This is a genomic window from Streptomyces sp. NPDC041205 (assembly GCF_055591765.1).
This window is the reverse complement of record NZ_JBVIZH010000006.1, coordinates 204,467-220,287: the sequence shown is the minus strand read 5'-3', so window position 1 is coordinate 220,287 and position 15,821 is coordinate 204,467. Positions and strand designations below refer to the sequence as shown.

Here is a 15,821-nt window from a genome sequence, read left to right as displayed (position 1 = left end):
GACGACGAGTCTGTGCAGGTGAGGACCATACTCGCGGGTCCCCGTTGATTGCACATCGGGTTCATGTGCCCGATACGCAGAGTTGACCTGATTTTGCCTGCAGTTGCCCCCGTGAGAACCCCACTGTGACGACCGTAGTGCCGTGCGAACTGCGTGGCTTGTCCGAGTGGTGCTTCTCACTCGCGACGCATCTCACGGCTTGAACTGTCCCGGTGCCCACGAGCCCGGGCGCACGCGCCGGTCGCCTCCGCCAAGGGCCGCGAGCCGTACTCGACACCCCGCGTCAGCCACCCGTTCGGCCCCGGGTCTCCCACCCGTCACGCAACGCCACCTACGATCGGTGCCGCTTTGTCAGGTGCAAGGCGCTACACGGCGGTACACAGGGAGGGAGCGCTCAATGGCGACGCAGGAATCGGGGCGGCGGGACACGGGGACGAGCCCGGGGCGGCGCGCGGTGCTCGGGGCCGCGGTGCTCGGGGCGGGCACGGCCGTCGTCGGCGCGCCCGGCGTGGCGAGAGCCGACGCGCGCCACGGCCACGGGGGCCACGGGGGCGGCGGCTACCGCGACCTGCCGGTGCCGACCGTGGTCGCGCACCGCGGCACCAGCGGCTACCGGCCCGAGCACACACTCGGCTCGTACCAACTCGCCCTGGACATGGGCGCGCACGTCATCGAGCAGGACGTCGTGCCCACCAAGGACGGCCATCTCGTATGCCGTCACGAGAACGACATCACCGGTACGACGGACGTCGCCGCGCACCCCGAGTTCGCGGGCCGCAAGACGACCAAGTCCGTCGACGGGGTCAGCCTGACCGGCTGGTTCACCGAGGACTTCACGCTCGCCGAGCTGAAGACGCTGCGCGCCAAGGAGCGCATCCCCGGCACCCGCCAGCGCAACACCCTCTACGACGGCCGCTGGGACGTCCCCACCCTCGAAGAGGTCTTCCGCTGGGCGGAGAAGGAGGGCCGCAAGCGCGGGGAGCGCGTCTGGCTGCACATCGAGACCAAGCACCCCACGTACTTCCGCAAGCTGGGCCTCGGCCTCGAGGAGCCGCTCGCCAAGCTCCTTCGCCGCTACAACCGCCACCGCAGGAACTCCCCGAACTTCCTGCAGTCCTTCGAGCCGAGCAGCATCCAGCGCCTGCGCAAGCTCGTCGACGCGCCCGGCGTGGTCCTGCTCTCCACGGCCTCGTCGCGCCCCTGGGACTTCGTCGAGGCGGGCGACCCGCGCACCGTCGCCGACCTCATCAAGCCCGAGGGCCTGAAGTGGATCGCCACGTACGCCAAGGGCATCGGCCCGACGCTCGACCTGGTCATCCCCAAGGGCCCCGACGGCAGGCTCCTGGAGCCCACCACCCTGGTCCGCGACGCGCACGCCGAGGACCTGGTCCTGCACCCGTACACGATGCGCAACGAGAACACCTTCCTGCCCGCCGACTTCAAGAAGGGCACGGACCCGAACGCGTACGGCGACGCCTTCGGCGCGTTCAAGACGTACTTCGCCACCGGCATCGACGGGATCTTCTCCGACAACCCGGACACGGCGCTGCTGGCCGCCGCGGACTTCAACGACGACTGACGGGGATCCCCGCGGCCGGCCGGGCTCGCCGACACCCGGCGGGCCTCGTCAACGACGCTGCGCGAAGCCCCGGTTGGGGTGAGGCGCGGCCGTTCCGGAAACCGATAACCGGAATGGCCGCGTCCCCGTCGGCATGACCCCTACGCCCCCGTCGGCCCCGTCCCCGTCCGCACGGCCGTCGCTCTCGTACGACCTGGTCACCACCCTGCGCCCGCTGCTCGCCGCCGAGGCCTCGGCCGAGGCGCACGGCTGCGCCGCCGACCCCGGCGACATCGAGCAGGCCGTCTGGCTGCGCCTGCTCGAACATCTGGACGCCGGGGGGCCGCCCGCCGACCCCGCCGCCTGGCTGCGCGCCGCCGTCCGCGACGAGGCGCACCGCACCCGCAGCACCGCCCGCAGGGAGCGGCCCTACGCAGGCGAGCCCGCCGACCCGCGCGGCGGACCCGAACAGCGGCTGCTGGCGGCCGACCGGCACCGCACCCTGTACGCCGCCGTCCGGAAACTGCCCGGACGCTGCCCGCGTCTCATGGCTGCACTTCTGTCGCCGAAGGACCTGACTTACCGCGAAATCGCAGGGGAGTTGGGAATGTCACAAGGGTCTTTGGGGCCGGAACGTTCCCGATGCCTGGGATGCCTGCGCAGAATGCTCGCGCAGGAGGTTGCGACTCCGGACCCGTGGGGAAAGGAGTGAAGGACAACCGGCGGAGCAGGTGAGCGGGAGGCATGCACACATGGGCATGAGCGTGACCATCTCGGAGGCGTCCGACACGGACGCCGAACAGATCCTCAAACTGCAGTACCTCTGCTACCAGAGCGAGGCCGAGCTGTACGGCGACTACTCCATCGAGCCGCTGACGCAGACCCTCGCATCCCTCAAGGCGGAGCTGGCCGCGGGCAGCGTCCTGGTGGCGCGGCTCGGCACCGAGGTCGTGGCGTCCGTGCGGGGCACGGTCGACGCGGCGGCCACGGCCCGCATCGGCAAGCTCATCGTGCACCCGCGGATGCAGCGGCACGGCCTGGGCGGCCGCCTCCTCGACGCCATCGAGCGCCGGCTCGCCGAGGACGGCGTCGCCAAGCGCTTCGAGCTGTTCAGCGGCCACCGCAGCGAGAGCAACCTCCAGCTCTACCGCAAGCACGGCTACGCGCCGGTGAGCACGCAGCGCGTGGACGACCGCCTGACGGTGGTGACCCTCTCCAAGGACGCCGAGGCCGAGGCGTACGTGGCGAGCGCCTAGGCCCCGGAGGGCTCGGCGGGCCGGGTGTGCTCGCGGGACTTGCGCAGCCAGAACACCGCGGTCACCGGCAGCAGCACGGGAATGAACAGATAGCCCATGCCGAAGTCCGACCAGACCGTGGCGTCCGGGAACGCGGAGGGCTCCGCGAGGGTCCAGGCCCCGACGGCGAGCACACCGGCCAGCTCGGCGGCGCAGCACACCAGCGCCGCCTTGCGGGCCGTCTCGCCGCCGCGTACGAGCGAGTACGTGATGAAGCCGTAGACGACACCGGCGAGCGCCGACAGCGTGTACGCGAGCGGGGCCTTGTGGAAGTCCGTCGAGATCTGGACCGCCGAGCGCGACACGGCGCCCACGACCATCACGCCGTACAGCCACACCAGCAGGATGCCGGGGCCGGTGATCAGCTTCTGCCGCCCGGGCTTCTGCTGCTTCCGCTGCCGCGCGCGGGGCTCGTCGTCCGTCACCGCCACCTCAGCCTCCCCAGATGTCATAGAGCCGCACCTCGAGCACGGCGAGGACCACGCCGCCCGCGGCGACGGTCACCGAGCCCCAGCGGGTGCGCTCGGCGAGCGACATGAAGCCCGCCGCGGGAACGCACGCGAACGAGCCGATCAGATAGGCCACGAAGATCGTCGTGCCCTGCTCGGGGTCCTCGCCCCGCGCCAGCCGCACGATGCCGACGATCAGCTGGACCAGCGTCAGCAGGGTGACCACACCCATGCCGATGAAGTGCCAGTCCTTCGTCGGCTGGTCCCGGTAGGCGGCGAAGCCGCACCAGGCCGCGAGCGCGAGCGCGGCCACGGAGGTCGCGACGGTCAGGGCAACAAACATGCCGAGACCCTATTACGGGCCAAAAGACCCGGTGCCCTCGGCCCCGGCGGCCCAGGATCCGCCGATGGCCCCCGCGTAGGGTCGAAAACATGAAGATCCAGGCTGAAGCGCTCCTGTTCGACAACGACGGCACCCTCATCTCCTCGATGGAGTCCGTCCGCCGCTGCTGGACGCGGTGGGCGGGCGAGTACGGCATCACCGCCGAGGACTTCGCCAGGGTCGAACTGCACGGCCGCCCGGCCGCCGAGATCGTCGCCGACCTGCTGCCCGCCGAGCGGGTCGCCGAGGCCGTGGCCCGGATCGAAGAGCTCGAGGTGTCCGACGTCGCGGGCGGCGTGCGCGCCCTGCCCGGCACCCTCGACCTGCTCGCCGCGCTGCCGCCCGAGCGCTGGGCCGTCGTCACCTCCGCGACCCGCCGCCTGGCCGAGGCCCGGCTCGCCGAGGTCGGCATCCGCCCCAAGACGCTGATAGCCGCCGACGACATCACCCGCGGCAAACCCGACCCCGAGCCCTTCCTGCTCGCGGCCCGGGTGCTCGGCGTGGACCCGGCGCGCTGCGTGGTCTTCGAGGACGCCCCCGCGGGTCTCACCGCCGGCCGTGCCGCCGGGATGACCACCGTGGCGTTGACCACAACGCACCAGGTGGCGGAGCTGTCCGCCGATGTCGTCGTCAAAGATCTTTCGGCGGTGTCCGTGCAGGCCACGGCGGGTGGCGTGGAGATCGTCACCGGCGTCTGAGCGCGGTGCGGGCCGTCTCGCCTGTCGTCCAAAGCTTGTCCGCTATTCGGACAGCGGTGGCGGGGCGCGCCCGCACGCGTGTTTTACTGGTCCGCATGACCACGACGAGCAGCCGCACCCTTGCGACCGAGGCGATCACGACGCCCGGTGCTCGTTGTATGTGTCGAATGTGCGCCTTCTGAGGGCCCCCGCACCACTGAGAGCCTCGCGCCCCGAAGCGAAGCCGCTGTGCCGCGCCACTGCCCCACGTACGTACCCCCAGGAGTCACGTACACGGACAGGGAGCGAGCCGGCCCCGCGCACACGTCCTCCGGTTCCATCGCCACCGCGAGAACCGTGCCGCGTTCCGAACGAATGCCCCGTGCCCGGCGTCACCGCGCCGCGCACTCGACAGTGACGGAAACCCAGTGATCACCACTTCCGGCCTGACCAAGGTCTACCGCTCACGCGGTCGTGAAGTAACCGCCATCGACGGAGTCGATCTCCATGTGCGCGAAGGCGAGGTGTACGGCGTCATCGGCCAGTCCGGTGCCGGTAAATCCTCGTTGATCCGCTGCGTGAACCTCCTGGAGCGCCCCACCTCCGGCACCGTGACCGTGGACGGCCAGGACCTCACCGCGCTCGCGGGCCGCGGCCCGCGCGCCGGCAAGGAACTGCGCGCCGCCCGCAACCGCATCGGCATGGTCTTCCAGCACTTCAACCTGCTGTCCTCGCGCACGGTCCAGGCGAACATCGAGCTGCCGCTCGAAATCCTCGGCCTGTCCGGCAAGGAGCGCTCCCGCAAGGCGCTCGAACTCCTGGACCTGGTCGGCCTCGCCGACAAGGCCAAGGCCTACCCGGCGCAGCTCTCCGGCGGCCAGAAGCAGCGCGTCGGCATCGCCCGCGCCCTGGCGGGCGAGCCGAAGGTGCTGCTCTCCGACGAGGCCACCAGCGCCCTCGACCCGGAGACCACCCGCTCCATCCTCCAGCTCCTGCGCGACCTCAACCAGCAGCTCGGCCTGACCGTCCTGCTGATCACGCACGAGATGGAGGTCGTGAAGACGGTCTGCGACTCGGCCGCCCTGATGGAGCGGGGCCGGATCATCGAGTCCGGCACCGTCAACGAACTCCTCGCCACGCCGGGCTCGCAGCTCGCCGCCGCGCTCTTCCCCGTCAGCGGCGACGCCACCGGCGCCGACCGCACCGTCGTCGACGTGACGTTCCACGGCGAGGCCGCCACCCAGCCGGTCATCTCCCAGCTGTCGCGCACGTACAACATCGACATCTCGATCCTCGGCGCCGCGATGGACACCGTCGCGGGCAAGCAGGTCGGCCGGATGCGCATCGAGCTGCCGGGCCGCTTCGAGGAGAACGTCGTCCCGATCGGCTTCCTGCGCGAGCAGGGCCTTCAGGTCGACGTCGCCGACGCGCCCGCCGGGTTCCTGGCGCAGGACGTGCCCGCGACCGCCGCCACGCTGGTGAAGGAAGGTGCCAAGTGACCTGGTCGGAGATGCAGCCCCTGCTGGAGCAGGCCTGTTGGGACACCCTCTACATGGTCGGCTGGTCGGCTCTCATCGCCGTCGCCGTCGGCCTGCCGCTCGGCATCCTGCTGGTCCTCACCGACCGTGGCGGGCTGCTGCAGAACACGATCCTGAACAAGGTGATCGGGCAGGTCGTGAACATCGGCCGCTCGATGCCGTTCATCATCCTCATGGTCGCCCTGATGGGCTTCACACGCTCCATCGTCGGCACCTCCATCGGCCGTGACGCGGCGATCGTGCCGCTCGCGATCAGCGCCATCCCGTTCTTCGCGCGCCTGGTCGAGACGGCCGTCCGCGAGGTCGACCACGGCCTGGTCGAGGCCGTGCAGTCGATGGGCGGCAACACCTGGACCGTGGTCCGCAAGGTCCTCGTGCCCGAGTCGCTGCCGTCGCTGATCTCCAGCGCCACCACGACCGTCGTCGCCCTCATCGGCTACTCGGCGATCACCGGCACCGTCGGCGCGGGCGGCCTCGGCGACCTCGCGGTCCGCTACGGCTACCAGCGCTTCGAGACCGAACTGATGTGGATCACCGTCGGCGTCCTCGCGGTGGTCATCTCGATCATCCAGTTCGTCGGCGACTACGCCGCGCGCAGCCTGCACCGGCGCGGCGGCCACTCGGGGGCCGCGCCGCGGCTGAAGTTCCTGCGCGGCAAGGCACCCGCGGCCGCCACGGCGGCGACGGCGGGGAGCACCGGGCCGGTCGTCGCCGACGAGCCCGACCGCGAGCCGGTCAAGGTCTCCTGAACCCACACGTCCTCCGAGTTCTCCGAGCCTTCCGAGTCCTCTCGGTCTCTGAGTTCCCCCAGCACCACCCCGCACCACCATCGCGGGGGTGTACCACCCATGGAGAAAGGCACTTTTCGTGCGTAACACCACCAAGATCACCGCTGCTGTCCTCACCGCCGGAGCCCTCACCCTCGGCCTCACCGCCTGCGGCTCCGAGAAGGGGTCCGCGGGCGACAAGGACGGCCCGCTGGTCGTCGCCGCCACCCCCACGCCGCAGGGCGCGATCCTCGACTACGTCAAGAAGAACCTGGCGAAGAAGGCGGGCCTGGACCTGGAGGTGAAGGAGTTCACCGACTACGTCACGCCCAACACCGCCGTGCAGCAGGGCGAGGTCTTCGCGAACTACTTCCAGCACAAGCCGTACCTGGACGACTTCAACAAGAAGAACAAGACGGACATCGTCCCCGTCCCGGGCGCGACGGTGCACCTGGAGCCGCTGGGCGTCTACTCCAAGAAGATCAAGAAGCTCGACGACCTCAAGAAGGGCGCGACGGTCGCCGTCCCGAACGACACCACGAACGAGGCCCGCGCCCTCAAGCTCCTCGCCGACAACGGCGTCCTCAAGCTCAAGGCGGGCGTTGGCTTCGCGGCGACCCCCAAGGACGTCGTGTCGAACCCGCTGAACCTCAAGTTCAAGGAGCTGGAGGCGGCCCAGCTGCCGCGCTCCATCGACGACGTCGACGCCGCGGTGATCAACGGCAACTACGCACTCGAGGCCGACCTCAGCCCCGCCAAGGACGCCCTCGTCGCCGAGAAGGCCAAGGGCAACCCGTACGGCAACTTCCTCGCCGTCAAGAAGGGCGACGAGAACGACCCGCGCGTGAAGAAGCTCGCCAAGCTGCTCACCTCGCCCGAGGTCAAGAAGTTCATCGACGACAAGTACGACGGCTCCGTCGTCGCGGCCTTCTGACATGCGCCGGCCCGTCATCGCCGCCGCGGCCGGGGCCCTCGCCCTGTCCCTCGGCCTGACCGCCTGCGGCTCGGGCTCCGGCTCCGACGGCGACAAGCTCGTCGTCGGGGCCACCCCGACCCCGGCCGGTGAAGTCCTCGCGTACATCCAGCAGAACCTGGCGAAGAAGGCGGGCCTGGACCTGGAGGTGAAGGAGTTCACGGACTACGTGACCCCCAACACCGCGCTCCAGGAGGGCTCCCTCGACGCCAACCTCTACCAGCACACCCCGTATCTCGACGACTTCAACAAGTCCAAGAAGACGGACCTGGTGCCGGTGACCGAGGTGTACCTGCCGCCCATGGGGGTGTACGCCGACGGCGGCAAGAAGCTGAAGGACGTGACGGGACTGCGCTCCGGCGCGACCGTCGCCGTGCCCAACGACACCACCAACGAGGGTCGGGCGCTCCAACTGCTCGCCTCCAAGGGCGTCATCGAGCTCAAGAAGGGCGCGGGCGCGAACGCCACCCCCGAGGACATCGCGGCCAACCCGAAGAAGCTCACCATCAAGGCCCTGGAGCCCGCGCAGCTGCCGCGCTCCCTCAAGGACGTCGACGCGGCCGTCATCAACAACAACTACGCGCTCGACGCGGGCCTGAGCCCCAAGAAGGACGCCGTCCTCCTGGAGTCCGCGAAGGACAACCCGTACAACAACGTGCTCGCCGTCAAGAAGGGCGACGAGGACGACCCGAAGGTCAAGAAGCTGGCCGAGCTGCTGACTTCGCCCGAGGTCAAGAAGTTCATCGAGGACAAGTACAAGGGGTCGGTGCTGCCGGTCACGGCGGGCTGACGCACACCCGTGCCCTGTCCCCACCCACGGGGTCCGCTCCACCTGCCGGAGCGGACCCCGTGGTGCGTCCTCGCGCCGCCATGCTGCATGCTGGGCACTTCGGCAGGCCTGAAGGTCCTTGAGGTCCTTGACGGTTCGACAGCTCGACGGTTCGAGAATTCACAGAGCGACAGGCCCATGAAGCTTACGGAGCGGCGCATGACAACAGCCTCGGAGTTCCCCGACATCTCCATCAGCACGGAGCGGTTGGTGCTGCGCCCGTTCGAGGAAGCGGACATCACGGCGTACGCGGAGATGATGAACGACGAGCTCGTCACCGCCTGGACTGCCGCGCCCCAGCCGTACACCGAGGCCGACGCCCGCGCCTACATCACCGAGGTCGCCCCCGCCGAGCGCGCCGAGGGCCGCGGCATCGTCCTCGCCGTGACCGAGTTCCTCACCCAGCGCCTGGTCGGGTCCGTGCGGCTGCGCCACACCGACTGGCGGGTGCGCTCCAGCGAACTGAGCTACGTGACCGCGCCCTGGGCCCGCGGCGAGGGCTACGCCTCCGAGGCCGCGCTCGCCACCGCCCAGTGGCTCTTCCACGACCAGAAGTTCGAGCGCATCGAACTGCGTACGGCCGCCGACAACACCGCCGCCCAGCAGGTGGCCCAGAAGATCGGCTGTATCAGCGAGGGCGTCCTGCGTGGCGCGTGGATAGCACGTGTCAGAAACGGCGGCGACCCCCTCGGCGGCTGGATCGACCTGCGCACCGACCTCATCGTCTGGAGCCTCCTCCCCGAAGACCTGGAGGGCGTGTCGGACCAGCTGACGGGGAGCGGCTTCACGTCGTTCTCGGACTGGAATTGACCCTGGCGGGGGCGCCTTGACCAGGCGGACAGGCTTTGCCTCACCCGCACGCCCTTCCAGCACCCATCCAGCCCGTGGGGTCCCCCTTGCTCTTTAAGAGCTTGGGAGAGATCGAGGACGGGGCGCGGAGCGCCGATGGGGCGGGGCCCCAGAGGGTGGCAGCCCCATGGTTTCGGGGAAGGGGTGGGCCTGGGGGCCTCCCGGCAGGGCACCAGGTACGCTCCCTCCTGGCCGCACGCGGCGGCCCCGCACCGTACGACCCGAGACTCCAGGAGACACACGACCATGGCCGACCGGGTCACGGTGATCGGCTGGGACGGCTCGCCGCTGACCGCCGCGGCACGCTCCGCCCTGAGTGCCGCGACCCTCGTCGCGGGCGCGGCCCACCACCTCGCCCTGCCCGAGGTCCCGCCCACCGCCGAACGCATCCGCCTGGGCAGCGTCGGCCTCGCGGCCCGCCGCATCGCCGCCCACCGCGGCACGGCGGTCGTCCTCGCGGACGGCGACCCCGGCTTCTTCGGCGTCGTACGCACCCTGCGCGCCCCGGAATTCGGCCTTGAGGTCGAGGTCGTGCCCGCCGTCTCCGCCGTCGCCCAGGCCTTCGCCCGCGCCGGGATGCCCTGGGACGACGCCGCGATCGTGGTCGCCCACCGCCGCACCCTGCGCCGCGCCGTGAACGTCTGCCGCGCGCACAGCAAGGTCGCCGTGCTCACCTCGCCCGGCGCGGGCCCCGCCGAACTGGGGCTGCTCCTCGAAGGCGTCCACCGCACCTTCGTGATCTGCGAGGAACTCGGCACCGAGCGCGAGCAGGTCACCGTCGTCACCTCCGACAAGGCCGCCGACCACTCCTGGCGCGACCCGAACGTCGTCATCGTCATCGGCGGCCCCGGTGGCACCGGCCGCCCCGTCGTCCACGACACCGGCTGGATCGCGGGCCGCGAACCGGGCACGGAGCCGCGCGGCTGGGCGCTGCCCGCGGCGAGCTACGGCGGCGAGCAGGAACTCGGCGAGGGCGAGAGCGACCGCATCCGCGCCGCCCAACTCGCGCGCCTCGGCCCCCGCGTGGGCGACCTCGTCTGGGACATCGGCTGCGGCACCGGCGCCTTCGCCGCGGAGGCGGCCCGCTTCGGCGCCGCCGTCATCGCCGTCGACCGCGACGCGGACTCCTGCGCCCGCACCACCGCCGTCGTACGCCGCTACGGAGTGCACGCCCAGATCGTGCACGGCACCGCGCCGCACGTCCTGGAGGATCTGCCCGAGCCCGACGTCGTGCGCGTCGGCGGCGGGGGAGTGGCCGTGGTCTCCGCCGTCGCCGACCGCCGCCCCGAACGCATCGTCACGCACGCCGCGACCCGCGACGACGCCGAACTCCTCGGCCGGGACCTGACGGAGCACGGCTACGCGGTGGAGTGCGCGCTCCTGCAGTCCGTCGAACTCGACACCCGCGCCTGGACGGAGCGGAAGCGGACCGTCGTCTTCCTGGTCTCCGCACTCCTTCTCGACCGAACCCCGTGACCCTGGCGACCCCCTCGCGGCGCCGTGCGCGGTAGGCTGGCCGATCGTTGTACCGCACCTGGGCGCCCGGCGATTCGTAGGTCTGTGTCCGTCAAAGTCCGGAAAGCTCGCCCGTTTTGGGGGGTGCGTGTGGTACGGCGGACCGCGGGGCGCGCGACGTGGCGCAGTCCACAGCGGACCGTGGCCGATCAAGCTGCCACGGCGGCGGTGCTACCGCGACAATGCCTGTGGACCGTACGCGATGCGTGCCGCGCGGCACGTGCGCTCGTTGTTGATGACGGGCGGTCAAAGAAGGACTAACCGATGGGCGAGGGGTACGCATGACCGACACCGGCCAGGTCCCGGGTGAGGGACTGCCGGAGAGTACAGGCAGGGTGGAGCAGCCGGGCGTGCAGGCCCCGGCGGCGTACACCTTCGCCGACCCCTCCGAGAACCCCGCCGAGGACGACGACCTGCTGCTGATGCCGGGTGCCCAGGGCGCGTGGAGCGAGGCGCAGACCGCGCAGCCGGGCGGCGGGCAGCCGGGGACGGTCCAGGGCGCGCACGCGCAGCCCGGGACCGGGGATCAGCCGGCCGCCGCCCAGTCGTACGCCGACGCGACCGCCGGTCAGGCGTACGCGGGCCAGACCGCCGTCGGCCAGGCCGTGGCCGCCGACGCGCAGAGCGGCCAGAACGGCCTCGCGGGCACCGGCCGTCCGGCCTTCGCCCACCAGCCCGGACCCCACGAGACGTCGGGCAGGGACAGCGGCTCCGTCGACCTCACCGGCGTCCCCCTGCACGCCTCCCACAGCGCCACCCCCGCCGCGCAGCACAGCCCCACCCGGCGCCCGCTGCACCGCGGCCCGGCCGCGCCCGCCGTGCCCGACGGAGCCGGGAGCCCCGTGCGCTCGCTGGCCGACCGCGGCCCCGCGGGCGGCACGCCGCACCCGATGCCCGTCCGGCACGCGGGCCCGCCGACCGCGGGGCCCGAATACCTCGACATCCCGCGCGACGACGCGGGCGCGCTGGCCGGGCCGCAGCTCGGCGAGATCCCGCCGCAGGCGGCCGCGCCGTGGACACCGCAGCCGCAGGACCCCCAGGGGGCGGCAGCAGAAACGGTCGTCCCAATGGGCGCGGGGGTCACGGGGGAATCCAGCGTCACGGAGAACTCCGGCGTCGCTGGGAACCCGGGCGTCGCTGGGAACTCTGGCGTCACAGACGTCACAGCTGTTTCCGGAGGGCACGGCGTCGCTCCGGTTCTGGCCGACGTGTCGGTGGCGGGTGACGGGGGCGGGCCGATGGACGGTCTGGTTCCGATGGACAGCGCGGTGCCGGTGGATGGTTCGGGTCCGATAAGTGGCTCTGTTCCGGTGAGTGGTTCCGTTCCGGCCGGTGGCGTTGCTCCGGTCAGTGGTTCCGTTCCGGCGGACGGCGGCGCGCCGATGGGCGGCGTTCCCGTGGGCGGCAGCGTTCCGGTGGGCGGCGTCCCTGCGGGCGGCGCGGCTTCGGTGGACGGTGCGGTCCAGGTGGACGGTGCGGTTCCGGCGGACGGCTTGGTTCCGTTGGACGGCACGGTCCCCGTGGACGGCGGCGCGCAGCCGGGCGGTCCTGTCGTGGCCGACAACTCCGTTCCGGGGGACGGCTCTGCCCCGGTCGGCGGCTCCGTCCCGGCGGCGGGCGGCCCCGCCCTGGTCGATGGCTCCGCCCCGGCCGACGGTTCAGCGGCACCCGTGGGCACCGAAGCGAGCGCCGACCAGACGGCGTCCGCCGACCCGGCGACGGCCGACGGTCCGGCGCAGGCCGACCCGGCAGGCCCCACGGACACCTCGACCCCCGCGCCCGCCCCGCACGCCCCCGGCGTGATGGAGGCACCGGGTGCACCCGACGTGGGCGACGCCCCGCACGCGACCCCGGCCGCGCAGGTCGCCGCCGAGGCGCACGCCGCGCAGTCGGCGCACGCTCCGGGCGCCACGCCCGCACCCGGCACCCCGGGCGCACCGGCGGCCGCCGCGCACACCGCGGACGCGGCCACGCACGTCGCCCAGACGCCCGCGCCCGCAACCACGCCTGCCCCGGCCGCAGCGGAAGCCGTCGCTGCCGAAGCCCTCGCCGCCGCCCCGGCCGACCCCGCCGAGCCCACGCCCGCCCCCGCCCCGGTCGGGGGTGACGGCACCGCCGACGCCTCGGCGACCCCGGCCGAGCCGATGCCGTCGACCGAGCCGACGCCCCCGTCCGTACCCCCGGCCGAGTCAGATACCGGAGCGGATGCGTCAGGCATCGGCAGCGCAGCTCAGGACGCCGTGGCGACCCCCTCCGCCCCGGAGTCCCCGACCACACCCGAAGGTCCCGAGCTCCTGACCGCACCCGGCCCCGCGTCCGCCGCGACCCCGCTCCCGCAGGCCGCACCCTCCGGGGAAGCCGCCGCACCCGGAGCCCACCCGGGCGCTCCGGCCCCCGTCGGCACCCTCGGCTCGCCCGCACAGGACCAGCTCGGCGCCGCCCCGCACGCCCCGGCCCCGCACGCGGCCGTCGCCCCGCAGGCACCCGACGCCGCGCAGCCGTGGCCGGACGCGCACGCCGGGCAGGGACCCCACATCGCCGGGGCCACCTGGATGCCCGACGGCGACGGCTCCGCGCAGCCGTTCGTCGAGGTCCAAGAGGCCGCGCCCATCGGCCAGTTCGTTCCGGTCGACGGCCTGGTGCCGACCACCCCGCACCTCGCGCCGACCCCGCCGCGCCCCCTCTCCGTACCGCCGGAGCACTTCGCGCCGCAGCCGTCGGACGAGACCGGCGGCCACGACGCGCCCGCCCCCGCGGACATCACCCCGGAGCAGGCCGACACCACCCCGGGCGCCGAGCCGGAAGCGGAACCCGTACCCGGCACGCCCCACGAAACCGGGCAGCAGCCCGCAGCCACCGTGCCCGCACCCCGCGACGGAGCCCGGCCCACCGCCGAGCCCGCCGGGACGGCGGCACCCGCACCCGTCGACGCGGCGGAGGACGGCACCCCCTTCCCGTCCGCCCCGGAGACGACCGACCCCGACGAGCCGATGCACGCACCTCACCCGGCCGGACCGACCGACCCCGCAAGCCACCCCGAGCAGCCCGCCCCGACCGACCAGGCCGTTCCGGTCGACACCGACGCGCCCGAGGACCTGTCCACCCCCGCCGACCAGGCGGACCAGGACGGCTCCCCGAAGCCCCTGCTGCTCACCGAAGGCCCGGAGGACGCCGACGGCACCGACGGCGACCCCGACCTCGCCGAACCCCTGGCCCCCGCCGCCGACACCGCGGTGGAGCCGCCCGCGCCGGGCTACGCCGACGCCGAACGCGAGGCCGTGCTGCGCGTCATGCGCGAGCGCCGCGACATCCGCAACGGCTTCCGTGGCGACCCCATCCCGCACGAGGTGCTGCTCCGCGTCCTGGAGGCCGCGCACACGGCCCCGTCGGTCGGCCACTCCCAGCCCTGGGACTTCGTCGTCATCAAGTCCGCCGAGACCCGGCGCACCATGCACGAACTGGCGCAGCGCCAGCGCGAGGCGTACGCGAAGTCCCTGCCCAAGGGCCGCGCCAAGCAGTTCAAGGAACTGAAGATCGAGGCCATCCTCGACACCCCGGTGAACATCGTCGTCACCGCCGACCCCACCCGCGGCGGCCGCCACACCCTCGGCCGCCACACCCAGCCGCAGATGGCCCCGTACTCCTCGGCGCTCGCCGTCGAGAACCTGTGGCTCGCCGCCCGCGCCGAAGGCCTCGGCGTCGGCTGGGTCAGCTTCTTCGACGAGCGCGAGATGGTGCGCGCCCTCGGCCTGCCCGAGCACCTGGAGGTCGTCGCGTACCTGTGTGTCGGGTACGTCGACGAGTTCCCGGAGGAGCCGGAGCTGATGCAGGCGGGCTGGTCCAAGCGGCGCCCGCTGTCCTGGGTCGTGCACGAGGAGACGTACGGCCGCCGCGCGCTGCCCGGCGAGGACCCGCACGACCTGCTCGCCGAGACCGTCGGCAACATCCGCCCGCTGGACGCCAAGGCGCTCGGCGAGGCGTGGGAACGCCAGAAGCGCATGACGAAGCCCGCGGGCGCCCTGGGCATGCTGGAGATCATCTCCGCGCAGCTCAGCGGCCTGTCCCGGATGTGCCCGCCGCCGATCCCGGAGCCCGCGGCCGTCGCGATCTTCGCCGGTGACCACGGCGTGCACGCCCAGGGCGTCACGTCCTGGCCCCAGGAAGTGACCGCCCAGATGGTCGCCAACTTCCTCGGCGGCGGCGCCGTCTGCAACGCCTTCGCCAACCAGGTCGGCGCCGAGGTCTGCGTCATCGACGTCGGCGTCGCCAGCGAACTGCCCGCCACGCCGGGCCTGCTGCCGCGCAAGATCCGCGCCGGTACGGCCGACATGACCACCGGACCCGCCCTCTCCCGCGAGGAGGTCAAGGCCGCCGTCGAGGTGGGCATCGAGACGGCCCGCGACCTGGTCGCGGCGGGCAACAAGGCCCTGCTCACCGGCGAGATGGGCATCGCGAACACCACCGCGTCCGCCGCCCTGATCTCGGTCTACACCGACACCGACCCCGCCGAGGTCACCGGCCGCGGCACGGGCATCAACGACGAGATGCACGCCCGCAAGGTCGAGGTCGTCCGCCGCGCCCTCGACCTGCACCAGCCGGACCCGGCCGACCCCATCGGCGTCCTCGCGGCCATCGGCGGACTCGAACACGCGGCGATGGTGGGCCTCCTTCTCGGCGGCGCCTCCCTGCGCACCCCCGTCATCCTCGACGGCGTCAGCGCGGGCGCGGCGGCCCTGGTCGCCCGCGCCATCGCCCCCGAGGTCCTCGCGGCCTGCATCGCGGGCCACCGCAGCGCCGAACCGGGCCACGTGGCCGCCCTCAACAAGCTCGGCCTGCGCCCCCTGGTCGACCTGGACCTGCGCCTCGGCGAAGGCACCGGCGCCCTCCTCGCCCTGCCGGTGGTGCAGAGCGCGGCAAGGGCGATGCACGAGGTGGCGACGTTCGACTCGGCGGGCGTGACGGAGAAGTAGTCCCGCCCCTTCCCGAACC

Annotated in this window: 13 protein-coding genes; 11 read left to right on the top strand and 2 right to left on the bottom strand. The window is 72.6% G+C overall.

Annotated elements, in window-relative coordinates:
- Window positions 1-397: 397 nt before the first annotated feature.
- From ACZ6BG_RS26105 to ACZ6BG_RS26095, 3 genes are all read left to right on the top strand, one after another.
- Window positions 398-1,579 (top strand): glycerophosphodiester phosphodiesterase, encoded by a 1,182-nt coding sequence (locus ACZ6BG_RS26105; RefSeq protein ID WP_469005639.1) that lies wholly within the window; start codon window positions 398-400, stop codon window positions 1,577-1,579.
- Between the two features lie 133 nt (window positions 1,580-1,712).
- Complete coding sequence (locus ACZ6BG_RS26100) at window positions 1,713-2,270, top strand: RNA polymerase sigma factor (RefSeq protein ID WP_469005637.1); 558 nt, start codon at window positions 1,713-1,715, stop codon at window positions 2,268-2,270.
- Between the two features lie 40 nt (window positions 2,271-2,310).
- Complete coding sequence (locus tag ACZ6BG_RS26095; protein WP_469005635.1) at window positions 2,311-2,814, top strand: GNAT family N-acetyltransferase; 504 nt, start codon at window positions 2,311-2,313, stop codon at window positions 2,812-2,814.
- On the opposite strand, the gene ACZ6BG_RS26090 is transcribed toward ACZ6BG_RS26095, so the two are convergent.
- Together ACZ6BG_RS26090 and ACZ6BG_RS26085 are read right to left on the bottom strand one after the other, a co-directional pair.
- A complete protein-coding gene (locus ACZ6BG_RS26090) occupies window positions 2,811-3,305 on the bottom strand; it encodes a hypothetical protein (RefSeq protein ID WP_469005633.1) in 495 nt (164 codons plus the stop codon). The genes ACZ6BG_RS26095 and ACZ6BG_RS26090 overlap by 4 nt on opposite strands.
- Window positions 3,286-3,645 (bottom strand): hypothetical protein, encoded by a 360-nt coding sequence (locus tag ACZ6BG_RS26085; RefSeq protein ID WP_469005631.1) that lies wholly within the window; start codon window positions 3,643-3,645, stop codon window positions 3,286-3,288. Before ACZ6BG_RS26085 ends, ACZ6BG_RS26090 begins: the two co-directional genes overlap by 20 nt.
- 89 nt (window positions 3,646-3,734) lie before the next feature.
- Here ACZ6BG_RS26085 and ACZ6BG_RS26080 point away from each other — a divergent pair, with 89 nt between their 5' ends.
- The 8 genes from ACZ6BG_RS26080 to cobT all read left to right on the top strand — a co-directional run bounded on the left by ACZ6BG_RS26080 (window position 3,735) and on the right by cobT (window position 15,802).
- Window positions 3,735-4,382, top strand: a complete 648-nt coding sequence (locus ACZ6BG_RS26080) for an HAD family hydrolase (RefSeq protein ID WP_469005629.1) — start codon at window positions 3,735-3,737, stop codon at window positions 4,380-4,382.
- Between the two features lie 407 nt (window positions 4,383-4,789).
- Window positions 4,790-5,860 (top strand): methionine ABC transporter ATP-binding protein, encoded by a 1,071-nt coding sequence (locus tag ACZ6BG_RS26075; protein WP_468453158.1) that lies wholly within the window; start codon window positions 4,790-4,792, stop codon window positions 5,858-5,860.
- Window positions 5,857-6,648 (top strand): methionine ABC transporter permease, encoded by a 792-nt coding sequence (locus tag ACZ6BG_RS26070; protein WP_469005626.1) that lies wholly within the window; start codon window positions 5,857-5,859, stop codon window positions 6,646-6,648. Before ACZ6BG_RS26075 ends, ACZ6BG_RS26070 begins: the two co-directional genes overlap by 4 nt.
- Before the next feature lie 118 nt (window positions 6,649-6,766).
- Window positions 6,767-7,600, top strand: a complete 834-nt coding sequence (locus ACZ6BG_RS26065; RefSeq protein ID WP_469005624.1) for a MetQ/NlpA family ABC transporter substrate-binding protein — start codon at window positions 6,767-6,769, stop codon at window positions 7,598-7,600.
- A gap of 1 nt (window position 7,601) precedes the next feature.
- Window positions 7,602-8,429, top strand: coding sequence for a MetQ/NlpA family ABC transporter substrate-binding protein (locus ACZ6BG_RS26060; protein ID WP_469005622.1), 828 nt, complete (start codon window positions 7,602-7,604; stop codon window positions 8,427-8,429).
- Between the two features lie 198 nt (window positions 8,430-8,627).
- Window positions 8,628-9,278 carry a GNAT family N-acetyltransferase gene (locus tag ACZ6BG_RS26055; protein ID WP_469005620.1) on the top strand — a complete coding sequence of 217 codons (651 nt, stop codon included), beginning with the start codon at window positions 8,628-8,630 and terminating at the stop codon, window positions 9,276-9,278.
- A 285-nt stretch (window positions 9,279-9,563) separates the two neighbouring features.
- Window positions 9,564-10,793 carry a precorrin-6y C5,15-methyltransferase (decarboxylating) subunit CbiE gene (gene cbiE / locus ACZ6BG_RS26050; protein ID WP_469005618.1) on the top strand — a complete coding sequence of 410 codons (1,230 nt, stop codon included), beginning with the start codon at window positions 9,564-9,566 and terminating at the stop codon, window positions 10,791-10,793.
- Window positions 10,794-11,113: 320 nt separating this feature from the next.
- A complete protein-coding gene (gene cobT, locus ACZ6BG_RS26045) occupies window positions 11,114-15,802 on the top strand; it encodes a nicotinate-nucleotide--dimethylbenzimidazole phosphoribosyltransferase (protein WP_469005615.1) in 4,689 nt (1,562 codons plus the stop codon).
- The last annotated feature ends 19 nt before the right edge of the window (window positions 15,803-15,821 follow it).